The sequence below is a fragment of the Sphingomonas sp. SUN019 genome, assembly GCF_024758705.1.
Taxonomy (GTDB): Bacteria; Pseudomonadota; Alphaproteobacteria; order Sphingomonadales; family Sphingomonadaceae; genus Sphingomonas.
The window spans coordinates 464,376-489,043 of record NZ_CP096971.1 but is presented as its reverse complement, the minus strand read 5'-3'; the positions used below and the strand labels follow the sequence as shown (position 1 = coordinate 489,043).

Below are 24,668 nucleotides of genomic sequence, written 5' to 3'. Positions count from 1 at the left end.
CGATGGCCGCCAATCTCAAGGTGATCAAGACCGACATGGCAACCCCGAACACTGCGGTGAATTCAGATCGTCAGAAGGCTCTCGACGCCGCGCTCGCGCAGATCGACCGCGCCTTCGGCAAGGGCTCGGCGATGAAGCTGGGGTCGAAGGAAACGATGAAGGTCGAAACCGTCTCGACCGGTTCGTTGGGCCTCGACATCGCGCTCGGCGTCGGCGGCCTGCCCAAGGGACGGATCGTCGAGATTTTCGGCCCTGAAAGCTCGGGCAAGACCACGCTCGCACTCCACGCGATCGCCGAAGCGCAGAAGCGCGGCGGGACCGCGGCGTTCGTCGACGCCGAACACGCGCTCGACCCCGGTTACGCCAAGAAGCTCGGGGTCAACATCGACGAACTGATCGTGTCGCAGCCCGATACCGGCGAACAGGCGCTGGAAATCGTCGATACGCTGGTCCGCTCGAACGCGATCGACGTGCTGGTGATCGATTCGGTCGCCGCCCTCGTGCCGCGCGCGGAGATCGAGGGCGAGATGGGCGACAGCCACGTCGGCTTGCAGGCGCGGCTGATGAGCCAGGCGCTGCGCAAGCTGACCGGCACGATCAGCCGTTCGAACTGCCTTGTGATCTTCATCAACCAGATCCGCATGAAGATCGGCGTGATGTACGGCTCGCCCGAAACGACGACCGGCGGCAATGCGCTGAAATTCTACGCCAGCGTCCGGCTCGATATCCGCCGCATCGGATCGATCAAGGAGCGCGACGACGTCACCGGCAACACGACCCGCGTGAAGGTGGTGAAGAACAAGGTCGCGCCGCCGTTCAAGCAGGTCGAATTCGACATCATGTTCGGGGAGGGCATTTCGAAGCTCGGCGAGATGATCGATCTCGGCGTGAAGGCCGGGCTGGTCGAGAAATCGGGCTCGTGGTTCAGCTACGACAGCGTCCGCATCGGGCAGGGGCGCGAGAATTCGAAGACGTTTCTGCGCGAAAACCCCGAAATGGCCGACCGTCTCGAAAAGGCGATTCGCGCGCGCACCGACAAGGTTGCCGAGGAGTTGATGGTCGGTCCGTCGGACGACGACGAACTGTGACCTTACGGTGACCTTTGCGCCAACATCCGCAGCGTCCGGGTCATCTAAGTGCAAACATCCGTAAACATCGGGCCCGTCGGCAACGGCGGGCCCGTATCGTTTTTCAGGGCGCGGCCTCAGCGTTTCGTTCCGTTCCGCGTCACCTTCGCCAACATCCGCGCAGCGTAACGGCGTCGCCCGGCTACTACAGTTTCGGCAGCGTCACGCCACGCTGCCCCATGTACTTGCCGGCCCGATCAGCATAGGTCGTCTCGCACGGCTCGTTCCCCTTCAGGAACAGGAACTGGCACGCGCCTTCGTTGGCGTAGATTTTCGCCGGAAGCGGCGTGGTGTTGGAGAATTCGAGCGTGACGTGCCCCTCCCAGCCGGGCTCCAGCGGCGTCACGTTCACGATGATGCCGCAGCGGGCGTAGGTGGATTTGCCGAGACAGATGACCAGCACGTCGTCGGGCACGCGAAAATATTCGACCGTGCGGGCCAGCGCGAAGCTGTTCGGCGGAATGATGCACACGTCGGTCTTGCGATCGACGAAGCTGTTGGCGGCGAAATCCTTCGGATCGACGATCGCGCTGTCGACGTTGGTGAAAATCTTGAATTCGTCCGCCACGCGCGCATCATAGCCGTAGGACGACAGACCATAGCTGATGCAGCCGTCGCGCCGCTGTGATTCGACGAACGGTTCGATCATCGCATGCGCCAGCGCGTTTTCGCGAATCCAGCGATCGGACAGGACGGACATCTTGCTCCCCTTCGCGGCCCGTTTCGCCGCGGGCGAGGGGGGAGGCAAGCGCGAATCGTTCGGTCCCGCAGCGCCGAGAACAATGAGGGTCAAAACCGATCAGGTTTGGTCACCGGAAAAATACTTCCCCGTAAGGGGAAGCGGCGCGCAGCGCCGGAGGGGTGTCACCCTGTGGCGAGCGCGACACCCCTCCGTCTCGCTACGCGAGCCACCTCTCCTTGTAGGGGAGGATTAGAGGAGGATTGAAACATGGTGCAAACTTGAGCGCGTTGATCGGCGCAACGCGCCGCCGCCGCCGATCGTATTGACCCGTTGCGGTCATCATACGCTGGCCGGCGCTGTTGCCGGGAGCCACCTTGCGTCCGTGCGAAACGATGGCATCTTCGTGGTGTGAGGATGGCTTATGACCCGATCGACTCGTCCGATCCTGATCGTACTGATCATGTCGATAGTAATCGGCGCGGCATGGCTGGCGTTCGGGGGAGCCGAAAAGGCTTCGGCCGGTAACGAAAGGATATTGTTCGTTGAGGGCGATACGCCGTCGCCGACGAATATCCCGGTCCTGCAGATCGCGCCCGCAGCCTCCGCCAAAATGACGCCGCCCGGTGCGTCGCCACCGACAACAATAGCGACCGCCGATGAGGGAGACGCGGTTGTGGATGCGATGCTGCCACCGACGTCGGATAGTCCCCGCGCGCTCCATGATCGCCTCCGCGCCGAACCGCGAGACGCCGAATGGGCGTCGCGGACCGAAGGCAAGATCAAGGACGCTTACGTTAGCATACCCTATGTCGGAACGTCCGCCGATCCACTGCGCATCCGCTGCGGCACGAGCGTCTGCGAGGTGGCGGGAACCTTGCCGGAGCGACTGTCGATGGCCAATTCCAACGTTGCGATGGATGCGTTGCAGGGGAAGCAGTTGAACGACAGGTTCACCGGCAATGGCCTGGATGTGAAGTCGATGCTTTTCGGCAGTGGTTCCGGCAAACAGACCTTCGTCACTTATCTTGCACGGAAGTAATCACCGCCGTGCGATGACGATCGCTGCCTCCAGCCCGCCACCGTCGCGGTTCGACAGTCGGATGTCGCCGCCCGCTTCGCGCACGATCGCGCGGGCCAGCGCGAGGCCCAAGCCGATGCCGCCGGTGTCGCGGTTGCGGGAGGTTTCGAGGCGGGTGAAGGGATCGAACACCGCCTCCAGCTGACCGTCGGGTATGCCGGGGCCTCGATCGGCGACGCATACTGTGACGCGGTCGCCATCGTCGCGGATCGCGACCTCGGCGGACCCGGCGTATTTCAGCGCGTTCTCGATCAGGTTGCGCACCGCGCGGCGGAACAGCGTGGGCCGCAGCCGCATTTTTACGCGCGGGGTCTCGTCAAACGTCACGTTCGCGCCAAGATCGCGGAAGTCGTCAACCACCGCATCGACCAAGGCCGCGAGGTCGACCTCGGTCATCTCCTCGCTCGGGCGGCCAAGGCGCGCCAATGATAGAATATCGTCCAGAGTGCGATTCATCTCGTCGATCGTCTCCGCCATCTTCACGCGATCGGTGTCGTCGTCGACAGATTCGATGCGGACGCGAAGTGCGGCGAGCGGCGTGCGCAGATCGTGCCCGATCGCGCCGAGCATCCGGTCCTTTTCCTCCAGCATCGCCGCGACGCGCTGACCCAGCGCGTTATAGGCCGATATCACCGCGCGGACATCTGGCGGGCCGGCTTCGGTCACCGTTTCGCTGTCGCCGCCGGGAGTGAAGCGGCGCGCGGCGATGGCGAGCGATTGCAGCGGGCGCGAGATACGGCGGGCGAGCAGCAGCACCGGGAACAGGACGATAGCGTAAAGGACGAACGTCTGGGCGAGCAGCCGCCAGAGGATATAAGCCTCGGGTTCGGGCCACGGCGCGCCGATGACGAGCCAGCCGCGACCGGGTTGTTCGACCGCGATCAGCAACTCCGTTGGCGGTGGCGGACGACCGCGACCGCGCATCCGCTGCATGCGGCGCGGTGGCGTGGGGCGGGTCGCAGCCTCGATCCGGCCAGCGCTGATTCCCATCGCCGTCAGTTTCGTGCGAAGTTCGCTGGCGACCTCCGGACGCGGTTCGAGGCTGGCGGCGATCGGGTTGGTTGCGACGCGGCGGACGCGGCCGCGGTCGAGACGCAGTGGTCGGCCCGCGGCTTCGCGTTCCAGCGCGTCGACGATCCGCGCGGCAGACGGGCCGGAGGCTTGTTCCAGCCGCAGCGCGGTGCGTTCGCGGAGCAGCAGGCCAAGGTTGATCGCCTGTGCCACGAACAGCGCCAACGCGACTACGAGCGCGAGCTGCCCCGCCAAGCTGCTGGGGACGAGGCGTGCCCATCGCGAGCGCCGCGACGGCTCATTCACAGCCGCGTCACTTCGGCGGCGAGCGTATAGCCGCCGCCCCAAACGGTCTTGATGAGGTCGGGATTCTTTGCGTCGGTCTCGATCTTGCGGCGCAGGCGGCTGACCTGATTATCGATCGCGCGATCGAACGCGCCCGCCTCGCGCCCCTGTGTCAGATCGAGCAGCTGATCGCGCGTCAGCACCTGGCGCGGGCGCGTGACCAGCGCGAGCAGAAGGTTGTATTCGCCGGTCGAGAGCGGGAGGGAAACGCCTTCGCGATCGACCAAGGCGCGCTCACCGGTCTTCAGCACCCAGCCGGCGAAGGCGTAGGCGCCGCTGTCGGGCGCGTGCTGCCGCGCGCCGCCCGCCTGCACACGCCGCAGCACGACCTTGATCCGCGCCGCCAGTTCGCGCGGGGAGAAGGGCTTCACGACATAATCGTCGGCGCCCATCTCAAGTCCCACGATGCGGTCGGTCTCTTCCGATTTCGCGGTCAGCAGGATGACGGGCGTTTCGCTGGTCGCGCGGATGTGGCGGCACAGCGACAGGCCGTCCTCGCCCGGCATCATGATGTCCAAGATGACGAGGTCTATCGCATAAGCGGTCAGCCGCGTCCGGGCGCCCTCCGCATCGCCGACCTGCGTGACGCGAAAGCCCTGCTTCGTCAGATATTGCGCGAGCGGCTCGCGGATCGAGCGTTCGTCATCGACGAGCAGGATATGCGGTGTGTCGCCCATGGGATCGTGCATAGAGATTGTGTCCGGTCCGTAAAGCGCCGGGCGGCGAGGAGGGGTGCCGCCCGGCGCTTCTCCGTGCCTCAACCCGCGGGGGGCGGCGGCGGAGGGGTGTTTCCGGCGCGGTGCATCTTGCGCAGGTCGCGCATCGCGGTGCGTTCGTTCGCGTCGATGCGGCCGTCCTTGTTGGCGTCTTCGCGGGCGAAGCGAGCGTCGGCGCGCGCGAGCCATTCGGCGCGGGTCGCTTCGCCGTCACCGTTCGGGTCGACGCGCTTGCCCATGCTCATCCCGCCGTGCTTCGGACCGTGGTGCATCCCGGCCCGTGGACCGCGTTCGGCCCGGTTGGCCATCCGGCGTTCCCCGGCGGCAGTCATTTCAGCCTTCGTCACGCTGCCGTCGCGGTTCTTGTCGATACGGTCGAACCGGCGGTCGGCGCGCATCGCGCGATGGCGTTCGCGTTCGGCGCGCAGTTCGTCCTTCGTGACCTTTCCGTCGCGGTTCGCGTCGATCGCGGTGAAGCGGCGTTCGGCCTCCGCGGTCGCTTCGGCGCGGGTTACGATGCCGTCGCGGTTCGCGTCGGCCGGGCCTGCACCACGCGGGCCGCCGGGGGCGGTGGGCGGTGGCGGGGGTGCCGCGGTCTGGGCGATGGCGGGTACGCCGGCGAGCACACTGGCGCCCATGACGGCGGCCAAGAACAACTTCCTCATGATCGGTCCTTTTCAAGAACCGGCGAGGGTCATCCCCGCCGTTGGTGCCGATCTAGGGGGCGGTTGTCGCGAGGATGTGCCGCGGGCGCGGGGATGTGTCGCAATTTGTCGCGAAGCCAAAAATCAAATCCTCATCTACAAGGGGAGGTGGCTCGCGCAGCGAGACGGAGGGGTGTCGCACTATCGACAGGTCGATACCCCTCCGGCGCTTCGCGCCACCTCCCCTTGCAGGGGAGGATTTGATTCAGGCGAACAGCGCGACCGACTGCATCTGTTCGGCGACCATTTCTCCGCGCGAATTCCAGATGCCCATCTGCTGCGACGAACTGCCCGTGCGGGCGTAATCGGCGTTGGAGCGCAGCAGCCACCAGCCGTCTTCGGTCGTCGGCGCGGGGCCAAGGATATTGAGAATCCATGTCAGCGAACTCATCGGCACGTTGCGGCCGAGCAGGCGTAGCGCCGCGGGAGGCAGGCAATCGCCGACCGCGATCAGCTCGACCATCGGGTCGAGTCCCTCGCGTTCGTTCAGCCGCGTCCAGCGGAGCCATTCGGCGGGGAGCAGGTTCGGTCCCTCGCGGCGGTCGAGAAACTCGAAATTGCGCGTGAAGGCGACGTGCGGGTTGCCCTTGAAGGTGGTGTCGTCGGCGGTCGGCTGCGGGAACGCAGGGAGCGTGGTGGTCTGATAATCAACCTCGCTGTCGATCGCGCGCATGAAGACGAAGGTGCAGCGGAGGCCAAGGCCCGCTTCGCTCTCGACATCGACCTGGATGAAGGCGGCGTTCTTCCCGCGGCGCAGACGGTGCGCGGTGACCAGGATCGGGCCGGACAGCGGGCCGATGAAGCTGACCTGGGCGGAACGCAGGGGGGGCAGGTCTTCATCGGATTGCATCGCGCAGTGGAGCGCGATCGCCGCGGAGAGCCCACCGTAGGCGGTGCGGCCCTGCAGCCAGTTTTCGGGGATTTCGCCGCGCCAGCCGGGGCCGTCGGACAAGGGCTCCAGCGTATCGAGGATTTCCTTCAAAGACTTCATGCAAACTCCCCTGCGGCAAGCCGATCGCGCAGCTCGCGCTTCAATACTTTCCCGATCGCGCTGCGCGGCAGTTCTTTTGCGACGTGGAGCGCGGACAGGCGCTGCGTCTTGCCGAGCTTCGCGTTGGTCGCAGCCATCACCGCGGCGGCGTCCTCGGTCGCGCCATCGCGCGGGACGTAGAAGCCGACCGGCGTCTCGCCCCAATCGTCGCTCGGCACGCCGACGACGGTGCAGTCGGCGACCGCCGGGTGTTGCGCCAGCACCGCCTCCAGATCGGACGGATAGATGTTGAAGCCGCCCGAGATGATCATGTCCTTCTTGCGGTCCATCAGGATCAGGAAGCCGTCTTCGTCGAACCGCCCGACGTCGCCGTGCCGGATGAAGCGCTGCCCGTCGGGGGCGAACCATTCGGCGTCGCGCGTTGCGCCGTCGCGGCCGTGATAGCCGTTCATCATTGCCGCCGATCGCCCGACGATCTCGCCGGTTTCGCCCGGCGCGACCTCCACGCCATCATCGTCGATCAGGCGGATGTCGTGGCCCGGCAGCGGGCGGCCGACGGTGTGGAGCTTGTCGGGAAACTCGCTGGCGTTCAGCGCGGTTGATCCGCCGCCCTCGGTCATGCCGTAATATTCAACCAGCAGGCCGGGCCAGCGCGCAAGGACATCGGCCTTCAGCGCGGGTTTAAACGGCGCGCTGGTGCAGGTCTTGAAGCGGAAGGCGGACAGGTCGAACGCATCGAAATCGGGCAGCGCCATGATGCGCTGGTATTGGACCGGGACCAGCATCGTGTGCGTCGCATGATAGGTCTGCGCGAGTTCGAGATAGCGGCGCGCGTCGAACTTCTTCATCAGCACGACCGTCCCGCCCCAGCCGAGCGTCGGCAGGAAACTGACGAGCGTTGTGTTGGAATATAGCGGCGTGGCGAGGAGCGTGACCGCGTTGTCGAACCCCGCGGCGGCGTTGCGCGACAGATGCTGCCAGCGCATCGCATGGCTCTGCACGATCCCCTTCGGCACGCCGGTGGTGCCGGATGAGTAGATGATGTTGAAACCGTCGGCGGGGGCGATCGTGACGGGGGACGGGGTGGCGTTTTCTTCGGCGAGCCAGTCGTCCAGGCCCTCCAGCATCATGACCTTTGCGGTCAGTCGCTGTCCGGCGAGCGCTTCGGCATTCGCCGCATCGAGGAACACCAGAGACGCGCCGCTGTCGCCGATCATCCCGGCAATCTGTTCCGGCGTAGCGGACGGCTGGATCGGCGCGGCGACCATGCCCGCGCGGAGAGCCGCGAGGTAGGTCACCGCCTGTGCGATGCACGGATAGGCGACGGCTGCGACCGCCTGCCGCTGCGCCACGCCATCGCGCTGCAACGCGGTGGCGGCGCGGTCGATCAGCCGATCGAGTGCGGCATAGGTGATCGCATCCTCGTCATCGGCGATCGCCAGCTTCGTCGGGTGCGCCGCGGCGTGCGCGCGGATCAGGTCGGGCAGCGTCGCGAAATCGGCGCTGAGCATCTCGGCGGCGGTGGTCATGCCACGGGTGGCTAGGCGAAAGGATACGCGAATGCCATACGCGATCTTCGAAAAACGGGAGAGTGTGCGTGAAGGATGCGGTGGCGATCGTGACGGGGGGCGGCACCGGGATCGGCGCGGCGGTGGTGCGGCGGCTGGCGAAGCGCGGCGTGCGCTGCATCATCAACTATTCCTCCAGCCGTGACGATGCCGAGGCGTTGGCCGTCGAAGTCGGAAACAACGCGATCGCGGTGCAGGCGGACATCGTGGAGGATGCCGCGTGCCGGAAGCTGGCGGCGGTCGCGGTCGAGGCGTTCGGACGGATCGATTTCTTGGTCAACAACGCCGGCAAGACCAAATACGCCAATCACGAGGATCTCGACGCGCTGGATGCGGAGGATTTCATCGACATCTATCGCCTGAATACGGTAGCAGCGTTCCAGATGATCCGTGCGTGCGCGCCGTCGTTGCGAGAAGGCGGGTTGGGCGCGGTGGTCAACGTCGCGTCGATCGCGGGCACGCACGGGATCGGATCGTCGGTCGCCTATGCCGCGTCGAAGGGCGCGATGATCACCATGACCAAGAGCCTGGCGCGCGTGCTGGCCCCCGCGATCCGCGTGAATGCGGTGGCGCCGGGCTACGTCGGTACGGGCTGGTTCGAAAAGCGGCTGGGCGATGAAGGATTCGCCCGACTGAATGCGCGCATCGCGGCGAGCACGCCGATGGCGATGGCTGCGGGCGCGGACGACATCGCCGGGCCGATCGAGATGCTGCTCGACCCTGCCAGCCGGGTGGTGACGGGCGAGGTGATGTTGCTGGATGCGGGGGCGCATCTGGACATCGGGTTGAGCAGGCGGCCGGGGCGGGAGGGGTGACGGCTGCGTAATTCGTCGCGCCAACGAACGCCCGCATTTCGTGCGACGACGCGAAGGAGAGTCCTCCGTGCTCTGTACTCCTATTGATTGCGACTCCGTCCTTCGCGGGGGTGACGAAAGTGGGTGGCCAGCCCCCAGCGTCCTGACCCTTTGCGCTCGCGTTCGTTTCGTGCGAGGGAACGGCCATACCCGATCTTCAGATTCGATTTTGCCGGAGACGAACTATGGCGACCGCCGTCGAACTAGACCGACCTGCCGACGCGCTGGAGGGTTTCCGCGCTGAGGTACGCGCGTGGCTGGAGGCGAATTTTCCGCCCGCGTTGAAGGATGCCGACAATGCGATGTCGGCGGTCGAGGGGCCGAGCGATGAGACGCCGGACCAGCGGAAATGGCGCGAGGCGATGGGCGCGAAGGGCTGGGGCGTGCCGACCTGGCCGAAGGAATATGGCGGCGGCGGGCTGACCCGCGCCGAGGCGGGCGTGCTGAACCAGGAGATGGCGCGGATCGGCGCATGGAATCCGATCGGCGGGATGGGCGTGATGATGTTCGGGCCGACCCTGTTGGAATATGGCACCGACGCGCAGAAGGGCGAGCATATCCCGAAGATCGCCAAGGGCGAAATTCGCTGGTGCCAGGGATATTCGGAGCCGGGCGCGGGGTCCGACCTAGCGTCGCTGCAGACCTTCGCCGAGGACAAGGGCGATCATTATGTCGTCAACGGGCAGAAGACGTGGACCTCGGGCGGGCAGTGGGCGGACAAGTGTTTCGCACTGGTCCGCACCGACAAATCGCAGAAGCACGCGGGGATCAGCTTCCTGCTGATCGACATGGATGCGGAAGGCGTCGAGACGAAGCCGATCCGCCTCATCAGCGGTCAATCGCCGTTCTGCGAGACGTTTTTCACCAATGTGAAGGTGCCGAAGAACAACCTCGTCGGGCTGGAGGGGCAGGGCTGGTCGATCGGCACGCGCCTGTTGCAGCACGAACGCAATTCGCTGTCGTCGGGCGGTGGTTCGTCGAGCCGGATGAACGCGGGCAAGCAGGTGCCCGAGATCGCGAAGAAGTACCGCGGCACCGATGCCGAGGGGCGGATCGCCGATGCGGAACTCCGCACGCGCATCATCAAGCATGAGATGGACCAGCGCGCGTTCGCGTTGACGCTGCGCCGCGCCGCGCTGGATGCGAAATCGAACCAGGGGCCGTCGGCGGCGACCAGCATCATGAAGAACGTCGGCGCACGCATCACGCAGGACCGCGCCGAGCTGAACATCGAGATCATGGGGATGAACGGGCTCGGCTGGGAAGGCGAAGGGTTCAGCGAGGACGAACTGACGCAGACCCGCAGCTGGCTGTGGGGCAAGGCGGTGTCGATCTACGGCGGATCGAGCGAGATCCAGAACAACGTGATCGCCAAACGCATCCTGGGGATGCTGGATCATCAATAAGAGATAGGCGGGCGCACCGGGATAGTCAGACAAACCGGGTGCCGCGCTTTGGAGAGGCCGGGTCGAGGCAGGCGGGCAATCCGCCGCCTCCCCGGCAGACAATTCGAGGGAAGAGACGATGGCGGTATTGAACGACGAACAGGTGATGCTGCGCGACATGGCGCGCGAGTGGGCCGACAACGAGAGCCCGGTCACCGCCTTTCGCAAGCTGAGGGACGCAGCTCCGGCGAAGGGCTTCGACCCCGAGGCATGGCGCACGGTCGGCGAGATGGGCTGGGCGGGTGTTGTGATCCCGGAGGAATTCGGCGGGTCGGCGTTCGGGTATCTCTCGCTCGGGCTGGTGGTCGAGCAGCTTGGGCGCAACCTTGCGGTGTCGCCGCTGGCATCAACCGCAGTGGCGGCGACGGCGATCGCGATGGGATCATCCGACGCGGCGAAGAACGATTGGCTGGCCAAACTGGCGAGCGGCGAGGCGGTGGCGACGCTGGCGATCGACGAAGGCCCGCATCACGACATGAAGATCGCCGCGACGGTCGCGGCGGGCAAGCTGACGGGAACGAAGGCGTTCGTTGCGGAGGGCGATGGCGCGGACGCATTCGTCGTTGCCGCGGCGGACGGACTGTATCTCGTCGCGCGTGGCGAGGGTGCCACGGTGTCGCCGCGGAGGATGGCGGATTCGCGCAGTCATGCCGAGGTGCGCTTCGACGGCGCGCCTGCGGAAAAGTTGGGCGGGACCGACCTGACGCAAGCGATCGTCGATCGCGCGACCGCGGTGGCGTGCGCGGAAATGCTCGGGATGGCGGAGACCGCGTTCCACCAGACCAACGATTATCTGAAACAGCGCGTCCAGTTCGGGCAGGTGCTGTCGACCTTCCAGGCGCTGCAGCACCGCATGGCGAAGATGTTCACCGAGCTCGAACTGATGCGATCGGCGGTCGAGGGCGCGCTGGAGGCGATCGATGCCGGGCGCAGCGATCTCGACCAGTCGGTCAGCCTGGCCAAGGCGATCGCCAGCGACACGCTGAAGCTGATCAGCCGCGAGATGGTGCAGTTGCACGGCGGCGTCGGGATGACCGACGAGTACGACGCCGGGCTTTACCTGAAACGGTCGGCGGTGCTGGAGACGATGTGGGGCACGGCGTCCTACCACCGCGAACGGTTTGCGCGGGCGAACGGATACTAAACGTTTCAATTTGTTGCGGCGTGACTTTCGCGTCGTATCTGCGGGTCGCGCGAGTAATGTAGGCGACGCCGCCGGCACGAGGAGAAATCGTTGACCGCATCGTCGCTGAACCCGCCTGAAACGCTTGACGCGCGTGCGCTGCGGCGGCGCACCTGGACGTTGGCGCTGCTTACGTTGGTCTATTTCTTCAGCTTCATGGACCGGCAGATTCTCGCCATCCTGCTGGAGGCGATCAAGGCCGACCTGAAGCTGAGCGATACGCAATTGGGGCTGTTATCGGGGCTGGTCTTCGCGATCTTTTACGCGACGCTCGGCATTCCGATCGCGCGGCTGGCGGACCGGACGAGCAGGCGCAACATCATCGCAGTCAGCGTGGCGGTGTGGAGCGTGATGACCGCATTGTGCGGGCTCGCGCAGAACTTCACGCAATTGATGCTGGCGCGGATCGGCGTGGGCGTCGGCGAGGCGGGGGCGGGGCCTTCGAGCCATTCGATCATCGCCGACCTCTATCCGCCCGAAAAACGCGCGAGCGCGATGGCGATCTATTCGCTGGGCGTGCTGCTGGGCGGCGGCCTGGGGATGATGATCGGCGGCGTCGTTGCCCATTCTTATGGCTGGCGCGTGGCGATGTTCGTCGTCGGGCTGCCGGGCGTCGCGCTGGCCATCATCGTGCGGTTGTTCGTGGTGGAGCCGCGGCGCGGGCTGTCGGACGCGGACCAGACCGTCGATCCGTCTCCGATGCCAAGTCTGAAACAGGGCATCGTCTCGATCTGGCAGAGCGCGCCCGCGTTTCACCTGATCGCGGCGATCACGATCACGTCGCTGGTCGGCTATGCGCTGACCGGATGGGGGCCGAGTTACATGCAGCGCTCGCTCGGCATGTCGATGCTGGACGTGTCGAAGTACGTGGCGTTGCCCGCGGCGCTGATCGGCGGCGGATCGGCGCTGATCGGCGGGGCGCTGGCTGATCGGGCGGCGCGCAAGCACGGCGTCTGGGCGCAAAGCTGGGTCGTGATGGTGATGAAGATCATCGCGTTTCCGTTCGCGGTGTCGTTTTATTTCGTCGACAATCCGACGATCGCGATCGGCTGCTATTTCGTGTCATACATCTTTGCCGGCGCCTATCTTGGGCCGACGTTCGCGATGATCCAGTATCTCGCGCCGTTGCGGTTGCGCGCGACCTGGGCGGCGTTGTCGCTGTTGACGATTAACCTGATCGGGCTGGGGCTGGGGCCGTATGCGGTCGGGCAGTTGAGCGATCTATTGCGACCTGCTTACGGCGATGAATCGCTGCGTTATGCGATGCTGTGCGTGGCGTGCCTGACGCCGTGGGCGATCTTCCACTATTGGCGCGCTGGCCTGCTGATCCGGCAGCGGGATGCGGACCTAGCGGTGGTCAGCTAATCGCGCGATCGTCGAACATGCCGAACATCAAGGTGGAGGCGTAGAGTTCGATCGCTCGGGGGCGGTTCATCGACCAGGCCCATTTGCGCATGTCGAACGCGGCGTTCTGGAACGCCATCAGCGCCTGCGCCGCGATCAGCGGATCGACCGCGCGGATCGTCCCTTCCGCGATACCGTCCGCCATCGTGCCAGCATAGCGCCGCGCGATTCCGTTCGAACGGTCGACCATCGCTTGCCGCACGCCGGGCGGCAGGCCGCTGAGCGCAGTCGTGCGCAACAACGGGCCGAGTTCGGAGAATTGCACGTCGATCAGTGTCGCGATCGTATCGGTCAGGCGCTGCCACTGCGTCCCGCCGCGTTCGTCCGCCTGCCGCTGCGCATGGGTGATCGCATCGAAGCTGCGTTTGTAGCAGGCGATGACCAGATCGTCCTTGGCGTCGAGATGGTGGTAGAAGCTGCCCTTAGTCACGTTCAGCTCGGACGCGATACGCTGCACCGATGCGCCACGATAGCCGAGTTCGTTGATCAGCCGCGTCGCCGCGAGCAGGAACGATTCGCGCCCCGGCACAGCATCATCGTGCGGCAGGTCGATCAGGTCCGGCGCCCATTCCATGCCCGGCCCCGCGATGCCGTGCCGGAACACGTCCATCAGCCGCGCCTCCACGCGGGGATATTGATCGGGTTCGTAGCGGTTCAGCCACACCGGCAGCCAGAAGGTGTTTTCCAGCAGGACGTGCGCGCGTGCGCCGTTCTGATCGTTTGCGACACGCGACCCGCCCGGTCCCCATAACCCGCGGGCACGACGAAACACCTCGCGCCAGCCCGCCATCAGCCGGCCGCGCACCGGCTCCTCCATCGCGCGCAGGTCGGACAGGCCCGCCATCTGGCGCTCTTCGCCGCGCTGGACGCGCGCCAGCCGCGCCATGTTCAGCGCGAGATAACGTTCCACCCGCGCTTCCGGTGTCGCGGACTCCATCGCGGCGTCGATCATCACCAGCAGATAATCGAGCGTGTGCTCGAATGCGGCGGCGGCAAGGTCTTCCTTGCGTTTGAAATAATAAGTGACGCTCGTTGTATTCAGCCCAACGCGGCGCGCCACATCTGCGAAGGTCATGCCCTTCGCGCTCTGTTCGTTGATCGCTTCGGCCGCGGCGGCGAGAATCGCATCACGCTTCGCCCGGAAGCGCCGCGTGCCCTGTTCCCCCTCCTCGGCGGCTGTATCCGTCGCCTGCATCGGGCGATCCTAGCAGCAACGTTTCGAAGAACCAGTCCCTTTTACGACGATCGGGTTACAGAGGTTTTCGCAGCGTCAAAAACGCGATTCGCCCGCTTTACCGAATGTCGGGTACGGTCTAGGACCGCCTGCGACAGCCATAGGAGAGCGACGATGGACTTCACGCTGAGCGAACGCGAAACCTATTTTCGGGACCGCGTGCGGGACTTCATCGATCAGCAGGTTCGGCCCAATCAGAGCGTCTATCACCAGCAGGCGTATGAAGGCGATCGCTGGAAGGTGATCCCGATCGTCGAGGAGACGAAGGCCAAGGCGAAGGCCGCGGGGCTGTGGAATTTCTTCATGCCGCCGCATTCGGGGCAGACCCATGTCGACGACACGTTCGAGTTCGAGGGTACGCAGCTCACCAACCTGGAATATGCGTTGTGCGCCGAGGAGATGGGCAAGATCGGCTGGGGGTCGGAGGTGTTCAACTGCTCCGCGCCCGACACCGGCAACATGGAAGTGCTGCACCGCTACGGCACGCGCGAGCATAAGGATCGCTGGCTGAAGCCGCTGATGGAGGGCGAGATCCGCTCCGCCTTCCTGATGACCGAGCCTGCCGTAGCGTCATCCGACGCGACGAATATCGAGACGCGGATCGACCGCGACGGCGATCACTACGTCATCAACGGCACGAAATGGTGGTCGTCGGGCGTCGGCGATCCGCGCTGCAAGGTGGCGATCGTGATGGGCAAGACCAGCCACGACGGATCGCGCCACAGCCAGCAATCGCAGGTGCTGGTGCCGCTCGACACGCCGGGCGTCACGACCGAGCGGATGCTGTCGGTCTACGGCTACGACCACGCGCCGCATGGGCACGGCGTCGTGAAGCTGGAAAACGTCCGCGTGCCGGTCGAGAATTGCCTGCTCGGCGAAGGCCGCGGGTTCGAGATCGCGCAGGGGCGGCTGGGACCGGGGCGCATCCACCATTGTATGCGCACGATTGGTGTGGCGGAGAATGCGATCGAGGCGATGGCCAAGCGGCTGCTGTCCCGCGTTGCGTTCGGGAAGCGGATTTCCGATCATTCGGTATGGGAACAGCGCATCGCGCGCGCGCGCATCGATATAGAGATGACGCGGCTGTTGTGCCTGAAGGCGGCGGACATGATGGACAAGGCCGGTAACAAGTCGGCGCAGCTCGAGATCGCGATGGTGAAGGTGCAGGCGCCGTCAATGGCGCTGCAGATCATCGACGATGCGGTGCAAGCGCATGGCGGCGGCGGCGTATCGGGCGATTTCGGACTGGCGCACGATTGGGCGTCGCAGCGGACGCTGAGGCTGGCGGATGGTCCGGACGAGGTCCACTCGCGCTCGATCGCGCGCGCCGAGTTCGGGAAGTACGGCGACTGGAAGGCCGAGATCGCGTCGAACGATCGCGGGCCGAGCGGTGGGTTCTCTAGTGGGGATGTCGGCGTCTCGCGCTGATTGAAGCGTTGTCACCCCAGCGAAGGCTGGGGTCTCGTGCCGCACGCGCACGCTACATGACAGGGAGACCCCAGCCTTCGCTGGGGTGACGGACTTGATATGAAGGCTGCCGTAATCTTCGAGACGAAGAAGCCGCTTGAGATTGCGGACGTCGTCACCTCCAAGCCCGCCGCGCATGAGGTGCTGATCCGCACCGTCGCGGTCGGGGTGTGCCGGTCGGACCTGCACTTCGTTGACGGCGCGTACCCGCATCCGCTGCCGGCGATCCCTGGCCACGAAGCGGCGGGCGTGGTCGAGGCCGTGGGGGACGAGGTGCGGACCGTAAAGGTCGGCGATCATGTCGTCACATGCCTCAGCGCGTTCTGCGGGCATTGCGAATTCTGCGTCACCGGCCGGATGTTCCTGTGCGTCGATCCAGGGACGAAGCGCGCGAAGGGTGCCGAGCCGCGGCTGAAATTCGCCAATGGCGATCCGGTGAACCAGATGCTGAACCTCAGCGCCTATGCCGAGATGATGCTGGTGCACGAACACGCGTGCGTGGCGATCGACCGCGATATGCCGCTCGACCGCGCCGCGCTGATCGGCTGCGCGGTGACGACCGGCGCGGGGGCGGTGTTCAATACGACCGACGTTACGCCCGGTGAAACCGTGTGCGTCGTCGGCTGCGGCGGGATCGGTCTGGCGGCGGTGAATGCGGCGAAGATCGCGGGCGCGGGGAAGATCATCGCGCTCGATCCGGTGCCGGAAAAGCGCGCGATCGCGGAGAAGCTGGGCGCGACGCACACCTATGATGCGATGGGCGAGAATGTCGTCGCGGAGGTCATCGAACTGACCAAGGGCGGGGTGCATCACGCGATCGAGGCGGTCGGACGCGCGCAATCGGCGCAGGCCACGGTCGACGTGCTGCGGCGTGGCGGGACCGCGACGATCCTGGGCATGATGCCGCTCGATCAGAAGGTCGGGCTTTCCGCGATGGAATTGCTGTCCGGCAAAAGGTTGCAGGGCGGGATCATGGGATCGAACCGTTTCCCCGTCGACATTCCTCGGCTGGTGGATTTCTATCAGCGCGGGCTGCTTGATCTGGATACGATCATCGGCGAGCGGATGGGGCTGGAGCGGATCAACGACGCGTTCGACGAATTGCGCAAGGGCGACGCGACCCGCAGCGTGATCACTTTTGGCTGAGGGGAGGCCATGACCGACACGAGTTTGCAGGACGAGGTTTCCGAACGCGACCGGCTCGATACCGATCGACTGTCGACGTGGATGGAGGCGCATGTCGAGGGTTTTGCTGGGCCGCTGACCTATGCGAAGTTCTCGGGCGGACAGTCCAACCCGACGTACAAGTTGATGACGCCGGGGCGGAATTACGTGTTGCGGCGCAAGCCGATGGGGGAATTGCTGCCGTCCGCGCATCAGGTAGACCGCGAATATCGCGTGATGGCGGGGCTGTACCCGACCGGGTTTCCCGTGCCGCGGCAATATGGCCTGTGCGAGGACGATGCCGTTATCGGCTCGGCCTTTTACGTCATGGAGATGGTCGACGGGCGGACGATCTGGGACGGCGCGATGCCCGGGCTGACCGTCGATCAGCGCCGCGATCATTACAACGCGATGATCGATACGCTGGCCGCGCTGCACAACGTCGATCACGTTGCCGCGGGGCTGGGCGATTTCGGGCGGCCGGGTAATTATTTCGAACGTCAGGTCGGGCGTTGGACGAAGCAATATCGCGGCGCCGAGACCGAGCCTATGGAGCCGATGGAGCGGCTGATCGAATATCTGCCGCGCACCGTCCCCGGACAGACGCGCACGACGATTGTTCATGGCGACTACCGCTGTGATAACATGAAGTTCGCGCCGGGCGTCGAGCCGCGTGTGGCGGCGGTGCTCGACTGGGAGTTGTGCACGACGGGTGATCCGATCGCGGACCTCAGCTATTTCCTGATTTCCTGGGTGACCGAACCTGAGGGGCGATCGGGGGTGATGGGGCTGACGGGGCCGGAGACGGGCATCCCGACCGTCGACGAGGTCGTCGCGCGCTATTGCGAGAAGACCGGGCGCGACGGGGTGCCGAACCTCGACTGGTATATCGCGTTCAACCTCTTCCGGCTGGCGAGCATCGTGCAGGGGATCAAGAAGCGCTTCCTGATCGGCACGGCGTCCAGCGCAAGCGCGGAGGCGACGAGTGCGCGCGTGCCGATGCTGGCCGATGCGGCGTGGCATTTCGCACGGCGGGCGGGGGCTTAATTGAAACTCCCTCTCCCCTCCGGGGAGAGGGTTGGGGAGAGGGGCAGTGTTGATGGGTCGCCAAGGCCCCTCTCCCCGGCCCTCTCCCCAAAGGGGAGAGGGAGAAGAATGAGTTTGTTCGATCTGACCGGCAAGGTCGTCGTCATCACCGGTTCCACCCGCGGGATCGGCAAGGCCTCCGCCATCGCGTGCGCCGAACAGGGCGCGAAGGTGGTCATCTCCAGCCGCAAGCAGGATGCGTGCGACGCGGTAGCCGCGGAGATCAACGCGCAGTTCGGGGACGGGACCGCGATGGGGGTCGCGGCGAACATTTCCGACAAGGCGGGGCTGCAGAATCTGGTCGATCAGGCGCGCGCCGCATTCGGGCAAATCGACTGCCTGGTCTGCAACGCCGCCTCCAATCCCTATTACGGGCCGCAGGAGGGGATTGCGGATGAGCAGTTCCGCAAGATCCTCGACAACAACATCCTGTCGAACCACTGGCTGATCTCGATGGTGATCGACGAGATGCGGGAGCGCAAGGATGGCTCGATCGTGATCGTGTCGTCGATCGGGGGCTTGCGCGGCACGCCGATCATTGGGGCGTATGCGATCAGCAAGGCCGCCGATATGCAACTCGCCCGCAATCTGGCGCATGAGTACGGCAAGCACGGGGTGCGCGTGAACTGCATCGCGCCGGGGCTGATAAAGACCGATTTCGCCAAGGCCTTGTGGGAGGATGAGAAAGCAGTCGCCGAACGCAACCGCTCGACGCCGATGCGGCGGATCGGTGAGCCGGAGGAGATTGCGGGCGCGGTGGTGTATCTCGCGTCGAAGGCGAGCGCTTTCATGACCGGGCAGGTGATGGTGATCGACGGCGGGGTTACGATTTAGATCGCTGCCGTCACCCGCCTTCCACCGTCACCCCAGCGAAGGCTGGAGTCTCGTGACGAAGCGCGGGACGGGAGCCGCTTGAGACCCCAGCCTTCGCTGGGGTGACGGATTTTGCGGAGAGTTTGGAATGGCGCGCTTCACCAACAAATCGATCATCGTCACCGGCGGCGGGTCGGGCATCGGGCGCGCGGCGTCGATCCTGTTTGCGGCCGAGGGCGGAAGCGTCGTGGTCGCCGACAAGACCACCGCCGCACACGATACCGTGAACGCGATCACCGATGCGGGCGGCACGGCGGTCGCGATCGAGATGGATGCGGGCGTCGAGGAGGACGTGATTCGCACCGTCGCGCTGGCTGTCGACACGTTCGGCGGGCTGGATATTGCGTTCGCCAACGCCGGGATTTCGGGCGGGATGGCCAACATCTTCGACACCGACGTCGCGCTGATCGCCGAGGTGCTGCGCGTCAACGTGATCGGCCCGTATCTGATGGTGAAGCACGCCGCGCCGAAGATCGCCGAGCGTGGCGGCGGGGCTTTGGTGCTGACCGCGAGCGTGGCGGGCATCCGTTCGGGCGCAGGGTCGCCGGCGTATTCCGCGTCGAAGGCGGGGGTCATCAGCCTGGCCATGACGTCGGCGCAGCAATTGTCGGGCTCGAACGTCCGGGTGAACGCGCTGTGTCCGGGCCTGACCGAGACGGGCATGACCAAGCCGACCTTCGATTACGCGCGCGAGGCGGGGAAGATGGACCGCGTCGGGCGGTTGAACCCCCTGCGCCGCGGTGCGCAGCCCGAGGAACTGGCGAAGGTCGCATTGTTCCTGGCGAGCGACGATGCCAGCTACGTCAACGGCCAGGCGATCGCGGTCGATGGGGGGCTGTCGTCGAGCCATCCGGTGACCAAGCAGGAATACGGCCGGACGGCGGTTTAGGCGGTCGAACGCGCTCTGATCGGGCCAAAGTTCACACAAGTTCACACCAACGAACGCGTTCGCACGTGTCGAAAGTCACACTAAGGTCACACCAACGACGCCATGTTACATGCGTGCTGTGGCGTGTCGTGATCCGGCGATGAGAAATAGCAAGCGACCCTTACCAAGTTGGCACCGTGTAGGAAAACGCGGATGGCGGCTTTCGCCCACTTGCAGCCGTTAGGTCTACCCGTGAAGGTACGGCTTGGTGGCATGAGGGCAGTTAATGACACGACGCGGGTGCGCTGCGGGATTGGTGGTTGGGCTGGTTTTAGCCTTCGGGGGCGTCATCTGGCTCAACTTTGCGCTGGCCTACGAACGAGAACGAGCCGTCTCGCCTAGCGGCGAATGGGTGGCAACCGCCTTCATTGATGGAACACCGCTATCCGCCGAGAACGAGCGAGTGCATGTCTGGCGCTGGTGGCAACCGCGATTTCGGTGGCTGGGTTGCCAAGTCCTTGAGGCTAAAAATGAGTCCCCGACACGGCTGATTTGGGAAAGCGCTGGGCATCTTCGCGTTCAGCACGGCTTCCGACCGCGAGAATTGTTAAGCGTCGAAGGTCGCTGCGGGCCCGTGCGAGTGTCCCACGAACGGAAGTTCGCACCATATTCCTAATGTCCGGTTCCAACGAATACCCGACGTCATGGCGTGTTCGGCTAGGTTTACCCGCCGTCATGCCGGACTTGATCCGGCATCCACGGTGCCGCCGATGCTGAAGCTTGTTGATTGGTGGATGCCGGATCAGGTCCGGCATGACAGAGGCGGCGGGCGGAGCGTATCGTAACATTAGGTGTACGTGCATCTTACCGTCTCAAACACCCGCACTCCACCGCTCCACCACCGTCGCGAGCACGCCGAGCGGCACGCCGCCGGTCTGCACCACCGTATCGTTGAATCCGCGAACGTCGAACCTCGCCCCAAGCTTCGCTTTCGCCGCGTCGCGCAGGCCGTTGATTTCGTTGTGGCCGGTCTTGTAGCCGAGCGCCTGTCCCGGCCAGGTGCAATAGCGGCGCAGTTCCGATCCGGCCTGGCTTTCGGTGAAGCCGGTCGCGCCCATGAACCAGCGCATCGCCTGATCCATCGTCCAGCGTTTGTGGTGCAGGCCGGTGTCGACCACCAGTCGCGCGGCGCGGAAGTTCATCGACTGGAGGTAGCCGATGCGGCCGAGCGGATCGTCCTGATAGTAACCAAGTTCGTCGCCGATCTGTTCGGCGTACAGCCCCCAGCCTTCGCTGTAGGCGTTGAAGCCGAGCAAGGTGCGGATCAGCGGGAGCGAGAAGGTGTATTCGCCCTGCCAGATGTGGCCGGGAATCCCCTCGTGGAAGGTCAGCGTCGGGAGCGCGAAGCGCGGCCAGATGCCGGTGTCCTTCAGGTTGATGAAATACTGGCCCGGGGTCTTGCCGTCGATCGAGCCCGGCCCCGCGTAACCGTTTGGCGCGCCGTCCTGAATCGCGACCGGCACGCGTTTGATGACGAGGTTGCCGGGGACGAGCTTGCCGAACGCGCCGCGCAGTTTCGGGCGCAGCTTCGCGACGATCGCGTTGAGGTAGGCGAGCAGTTCGGCGCGGCCCGCGTCGGTGTTCGCGAACAGCAGGTCTGGCCGCTTGCCGAGTGCGGCGAGGCGTTCGCCCGCGGTGCCTTGGCTCAGGCCTTGCGCGCGGAGCAGCGGATCGAGTTCGGCGGCGTAGGCCTTGCACTGTTCGAGGCCCGAGGCGTGGATGCCGTCGGGGGTGTTCTTCGTCGTCGTGCCAGCCTCGGCGAGCCAGGCGTAGCGGTCGGCGTCGTCGGGCTGTTCCCACATGCCGGGCGTGTCCTTCGCGCGCGGGCGGAGTGCGGCGAAGGCGTCGGCCTGCGCGGACAGCGCGGGGGTGACGCGGCGTTCGACGATCGCGGTGGCGCGCTGAGTCCAGTCGCCGGTAAGGCCCGCCGCCTTCGTCTTCGCGGCGAAGGTGGTGATGATCGCGGCGGTGGCGGCGGGTTCGGCGGCCCCGGCGCGGCGTTGCTTCACGGTGATGTCGTTGAGGAAGCCGGGGAGCAGGATGCCCTTTGCGGCGTCGGCATTCAGGCGTTCGGTCTCGGCGGTCAATTGTCCGGCATAGGCTTCGAGCCGGGCGAGATAGGCTTCGGCGTCGGCTTTCGTCGCGACGCCGTGCTTGTTCTCGAGCAGGTCGGGCGTGTCGACGAACGCGCCGTTGCCCTGGCTGATGACATAAGGCGTGCTGCGGTATCCATTGTTCGACAGGAACGCCATGTCCCCGACCGGCATCCGCCGCCAGCCGTCGAGCGCGATGTCGTGCGCGGTCTGAGTGGTGTCGAGGTGGACGCGGACCGTGGGGGAGAGCGTGTCGCGGGGGATCGCCTTTAGTTGTGCGAGGCGTGCGGCGGCGTCGGTGCGGCGGGCGGCTTCGGCGGTGGCGCTGCGGTCGGTGAGTTTGGATTTCAGATCGGCGCGGGGGCCGGTGTCGAGGCCGAGATAGGCGGCGGATTCGGGGTAAGCCTTCAGCAGCGCCTCGGCGTGCGCGTCGAGGGTTTTCAGGGCTGTGGCGTCGGCGGCGGTGGCGGCGCGGGCGGGGAAGGCGGCGGTTGCGCCGAGGGCGGTAGCGCCTGCGAGGAGCGTGCGGCGGTCGATCTTCATGCGTTTTTCTCTTTCGGCTCGCGCAAGCGGATCAACCCCTCTTGCGTGACGCTCGCCACCAGCCGTCCGTCGCGTGCGAAGATCTTGCCGCGGTTGAAGCCGCGGGCGTGGCCTGCCCATGGGCTGTCGGTGACGTAGAGCAGCCAGTCGTCGGCGCGGAAATCCTCGTGCAGCCACAGCGCATGGTCGAGGCTGGCGGTCTGGAACCCGGGCGTGGTCCAGTTGACGCCGTGCGGGAGCATACAGGTGCCGAGCAGCGCCATGTCGGAGGCGTAGGACAGGACGGCGCGGTGGAGTGCGGGGTCGTCGCCGATCGGAGCGACGATGCGGAACCAACTGTGCTGGAGCGGGGCGGTCGGCTGCGGATCGAACCATTGCCGCGGATAGACCGGGCGAATCTCGATCGGGCGCGGCCGGGTGAGCTGGCGGCGGAAGCGTTCGTCGACATGGGCGCTGGATTCGGCGCGGATCTCTGCTTCGGACTTCAGCGATTCGGGGGCGAGGACGTCGGGCATCGTGTCCTGATGCGTGAAGCCGTCCTCGGGCAACTGTAGCGAGCACGCCATGTTGAGGATCGGTTGCCCACGCTGCATCGCGATGACGCGGCGGGTGGAGAAGCTCTTGCCATCGAAATCGCGCACGACGCGGTAGATGATCGGATAATCCTCATTCCCCGCGCGCATGAAATAGGCGTGAAGCGAGTGCGCGACCTTCGGTGCATCGGTGGAGCGTTGCGCGGCCTGGAGCGCCTGCGCGATGACCTGTCCGCCGAAGACGCGGCCGACGCCGTTCGAGGACCGGCGACCGCGATAGAGGTCGGTGTCGATTTCCTCGATATCTAGGAGGTCGATGAGGTCGGCGGCGAGGGCTTCGGGCGTGGGGGTGTCGGTCATGGGTGTCCTTCTTCTCCCTCTCCCCTTCAGGGGAGAGGGTCGGGGAGAGGGGCCTGGACAAAGTGTCACGACATGCCCCTCTCCCGACCTCGCTTCGCTCGGCCACCCTCTCCCCTGAAGGGGAGAGGGAGAAGGATCAATACCCCGCGGCCGTCGCGAGCGCGTCGGCGTGGAAGTTCGCGTCGCCGAACAGCTCGGCCAGCACACGCGCGCGCTTCATGTAGAAGCCGATGTCATATTCGTCGGTCATGCCGATGCCGCCGTGCATCTGGACGCCTTCCTGCACCGCGAGCGTGGTGGCCATGCCGGTCATCGCTTTGGCGACGGACACCGCCGCGTCGGCCTTGGGATCGCCCGCATCCAGCAATTGCTGCGCCTTCAGGACCGCGGCGCGGGCGACCTCCATTTCGGCATAGAGATGCGCGGCGCGGTGCTGGAGCGCCTGGAAGCTGCCGATCGGCACGCCGAACTGCTTGCGCTGTTTGAGATAGTCGACCGTCATGTCCATCGCGCCGCCGCCGACGCCGAGCAATTCCGCCGAGGCTCCGGTGCGTCCTGCGCGGAGCAGGCGGTCGAGCGGGCTTCGGCCGGCGTCGACTTCGCCGATCACCGCGTCGGCATCGACCTCCACCCCGTCGAATTCGATCCGCGCGGCGAGGTTGGCGTCGGCGAGGCGTTCGGGCGTGGCGGTCAGCTTTGCGGCGTCCTTGGGGACGGCGAACAGGGTCACGCCGTCCGTGTCGTTCGCACTGCCGGATGTGCGCGCGGCGACGATCAGCAGGTCGGCGACGTGGCCGTGGGTGACGAACTGCTTCGCGCCGGTCAGCTTGAAGCCGTTGCCGGAGCGTTCGGCCTTCAGCGCGACGCTCGCGCGGTGCTTGGCGCTTTCGTCGATCGCTAGCGCGGCGACGGTGTCGCCAGAGACGATGCCGGGAAACCAGCGTTCGGCGGCGCCGGTGCCCTTGAGGGCTGCGACCGCGGCGACCGCGGTGGAGAGGAAGGGGGAGGGGGCAAGGTTGCGCCCGATCTCCTCCAGCACGACGCCCGCCTCGACATGACCGAGGCCGAGACCGCCGTGGTCCTCGCCGATGAGGATGCCGGTGAAGCCCATCTCGGCGAACTGCTTCCAGTGATCGCGGCTGAAGCCGGTCGTGTCGTTTGTATCGCGGAGCGCGCGCATGTGGGCGACGGGCATCTGTTCGCCGACGAATTCGCGCGCGGCGTCGCGGAGCATCTGCTGGTCTTCGTTGAGGTAGAGCGGCATTCGGAATCTTTCTCG

21 protein-coding genes are annotated in these 24,668 nt (G+C 65.7%); 11 read left to right on the top strand and 10 right to left on the bottom strand.

The genetic code is table 11. The annotated features are described in order from the left end of the window. Nucleotides 1-2 precede the first annotated feature (2 nt). A complete protein-coding gene (gene recA / locus M0208_RS02420; RefSeq protein WP_309546975.1) occupies nucleotides 3-1,088 on the top strand; it encodes a recombinase RecA in 1,086 nt (361 codons plus the stop codon). Nucleotides 1,089-1,272: 184 nt separating this feature from the next. On the opposite strand, the gene dcd is transcribed toward recA, so the two are convergent. Beyond that, nucleotides 1,273-1,827, bottom strand: a complete 555-nt coding sequence (gene dcd, locus M0208_RS02415; protein ID WP_258890143.1) for a dCTP deaminase — start codon at nucleotides 1,825-1,827, stop codon at nucleotides 1,273-1,275. Between the two features lie 403 nt (nucleotides 1,828-2,230). On the opposite strand from dcd, the gene M0208_RS02410 reads away from it, so the two are divergent. Beyond that, nucleotides 2,231-2,848, top strand: coding sequence for a hypothetical protein (locus M0208_RS02410; protein ID WP_258890142.1), 618 nt, complete (start codon nucleotides 2,231-2,233; stop codon nucleotides 2,846-2,848). On the opposite strand, the gene M0208_RS02405 is transcribed toward M0208_RS02410, so the two are convergent. The 5 genes from M0208_RS02405 to M0208_RS02385 form a co-directional block, all read right to left on the bottom strand. Beyond that, nucleotides 2,849-4,153 carry a HAMP domain-containing sensor histidine kinase gene (locus M0208_RS02405; RefSeq protein ID WP_258890141.1) on the bottom strand — a complete coding sequence of 435 codons (1,305 nt, stop codon included), beginning with the start codon at nucleotides 4,151-4,153 and terminating at the stop codon, nucleotides 2,849-2,851. Nucleotides 4,154-4,200: 47 nt separating this feature from the next. Next, nucleotides 4,201-4,920 carry a response regulator gene (locus M0208_RS02400; RefSeq protein ID WP_258890140.1) on the bottom strand — a complete coding sequence of 240 codons (720 nt, stop codon included), beginning with the start codon at nucleotides 4,918-4,920 and terminating at the stop codon, nucleotides 4,201-4,203. 80 nt (nucleotides 4,921-5,000) lie between these two features. Then, a complete protein-coding gene (locus tag M0208_RS02395) occupies nucleotides 5,001-5,624 on the bottom strand; it encodes an EF-hand domain-containing protein (RefSeq protein WP_258890139.1) in 624 nt (207 codons plus the stop codon). A 244-nt stretch (nucleotides 5,625-5,868) separates the two neighbouring features. Next, nucleotides 5,869-6,654: a thioesterase family protein gene (locus M0208_RS02390; RefSeq protein WP_258890138.1), complete on the bottom strand. Its 786-nt coding sequence runs from the start codon at nucleotides 6,652-6,654 to the stop codon at nucleotides 5,869-5,871. Further along, entirely contained in the window at nucleotides 6,651-8,183 is a 1,533-nt protein-coding gene (locus M0208_RS02385) for a class I adenylate-forming enzyme family protein (RefSeq protein WP_258890137.1), read from the bottom strand. The genes M0208_RS02390 and M0208_RS02385 overlap by 4 nt, the downstream gene beginning before the upstream one ends. A 68-nt stretch (nucleotides 8,184-8,251) precedes the next feature. Here M0208_RS02385 and M0208_RS02380 point away from each other — a divergent pair, with 68 nt between their 5' ends. The 4 genes from M0208_RS02380 (at nucleotide 8,252) to M0208_RS02365 (ending at nucleotide 13,069) form a co-directional block, all read left to right on the top strand. Then, nucleotides 8,252-9,037, top strand: a complete 786-nt coding sequence (locus M0208_RS02380; RefSeq protein ID WP_258890136.1) for an SDR family NAD(P)-dependent oxidoreductase — start codon at nucleotides 8,252-8,254, stop codon at nucleotides 9,035-9,037. Nucleotides 9,038-9,261: 224 nt separating this feature from the next. Continuing rightward, nucleotides 9,262-10,482, top strand: coding sequence for an acyl-CoA dehydrogenase family protein (locus M0208_RS02375; RefSeq protein WP_258890135.1), 1,221 nt, complete (start codon nucleotides 9,262-9,264; stop codon nucleotides 10,480-10,482). Between the two features lie 118 nt (nucleotides 10,483-10,600). Further along, a complete protein-coding gene (locus M0208_RS02370; RefSeq protein WP_258890134.1) occupies nucleotides 10,601-11,665 on the top strand; it encodes an acyl-CoA dehydrogenase family protein in 1,065 nt (354 codons plus the stop codon). Nucleotides 11,666-11,755: 90 nt separating this feature from the next. Continuing rightward, nucleotides 11,756-13,069: an MFS transporter gene (locus M0208_RS02365; protein WP_258890133.1), complete on the top strand. Its 1,314-nt coding sequence runs from the start codon at nucleotides 11,756-11,758 to the stop codon at nucleotides 13,067-13,069. On the opposite strand, the gene M0208_RS02360 is transcribed toward M0208_RS02365, so the two are convergent. Next, a complete protein-coding gene (locus tag M0208_RS02360; protein WP_258890132.1) occupies nucleotides 13,062-14,303 on the bottom strand; it encodes a TetR/AcrR family transcriptional regulator in 1,242 nt (413 codons plus the stop codon). The genes M0208_RS02365 and M0208_RS02360 overlap by 8 nt on opposite strands. 153 nt (nucleotides 14,304-14,456) lie before the next feature. Here M0208_RS02360 and M0208_RS02355 point away from each other — a divergent pair, with 153 nt between their 5' ends. The 5 genes from M0208_RS02355 to M0208_RS02335 all read left to right on the top strand — a co-directional run bounded on the left by M0208_RS02355 (nucleotide 14,457) and on the right by M0208_RS02335 (nucleotide 19,821). Beyond that, nucleotides 14,457-15,770: an acyl-CoA dehydrogenase family protein gene (locus tag M0208_RS02355; protein WP_258890131.1), complete on the top strand. Its 1,314-nt coding sequence runs from the start codon at nucleotides 14,457-14,459 to the stop codon at nucleotides 15,768-15,770. Between the two features lie 99 nt (nucleotides 15,771-15,869). Next, entirely contained in the window at nucleotides 15,870-16,955 is a 1,086-nt protein-coding gene (locus M0208_RS02350) for a Zn-dependent alcohol dehydrogenase (RefSeq protein WP_258890130.1), read from the top strand. A 9-nt stretch (nucleotides 16,956-16,964) separates the two neighbouring features. After that, on the top strand, nucleotides 16,965-18,020 hold the full coding sequence (locus M0208_RS02345; protein WP_258890129.1) for a phosphotransferase family protein: 1,056 nt from the start codon (nucleotides 16,965-16,967) through the stop codon (nucleotides 18,018-18,020). 108 nt (nucleotides 18,021-18,128) lie between these two features. Continuing rightward, nucleotides 18,129-18,893, top strand: coding sequence for an SDR family NAD(P)-dependent oxidoreductase (locus M0208_RS02340; RefSeq protein WP_258890128.1), 765 nt, complete (start codon nucleotides 18,129-18,131; stop codon nucleotides 18,891-18,893). Between the two features lie 127 nt (nucleotides 18,894-19,020). Beyond that, complete coding sequence (locus M0208_RS02335; RefSeq protein WP_258890127.1) at nucleotides 19,021-19,821, top strand: SDR family NAD(P)-dependent oxidoreductase; 801 nt, start codon at nucleotides 19,021-19,023, stop codon at nucleotides 19,819-19,821. An 851-nt stretch (nucleotides 19,822-20,672) separates the two neighbouring features. Here the strand turns inward: M0208_RS02335 and M0208_RS02330 are convergent. The 3 genes from M0208_RS02330 to M0208_RS02320 all read right to left on the bottom strand — a co-directional run bounded on the left by M0208_RS02330 (nucleotide 20,673) and on the right by M0208_RS02320 (nucleotide 24,653). Continuing rightward, nucleotides 20,673-22,496, bottom strand: a complete 1,824-nt coding sequence (locus M0208_RS02330; protein WP_258890126.1) for a DUF885 family protein — start codon at nucleotides 22,494-22,496, stop codon at nucleotides 20,673-20,675. Beyond that, the gene (locus tag M0208_RS02325) at nucleotides 22,493-23,389 is read right to left on the bottom strand and encodes an acyl-CoA thioesterase II (protein ID WP_258890125.1); all 897 of its coding nucleotides are present in this window, start codon (nucleotides 23,387-23,389) and stop codon (nucleotides 22,493-22,495) included. Before M0208_RS02325 ends, M0208_RS02330 begins: the two co-directional genes overlap by 4 nt. Nucleotides 23,390-23,525: 136 nt before the next feature. Further along, entirely contained in the window at nucleotides 23,526-24,653 is a 1,128-nt protein-coding gene (locus tag M0208_RS02320; protein WP_258890124.1) for an acyl-CoA dehydrogenase family protein, read from the bottom strand. Nucleotides 24,654-24,668: the final 15 nt, after the last annotated feature.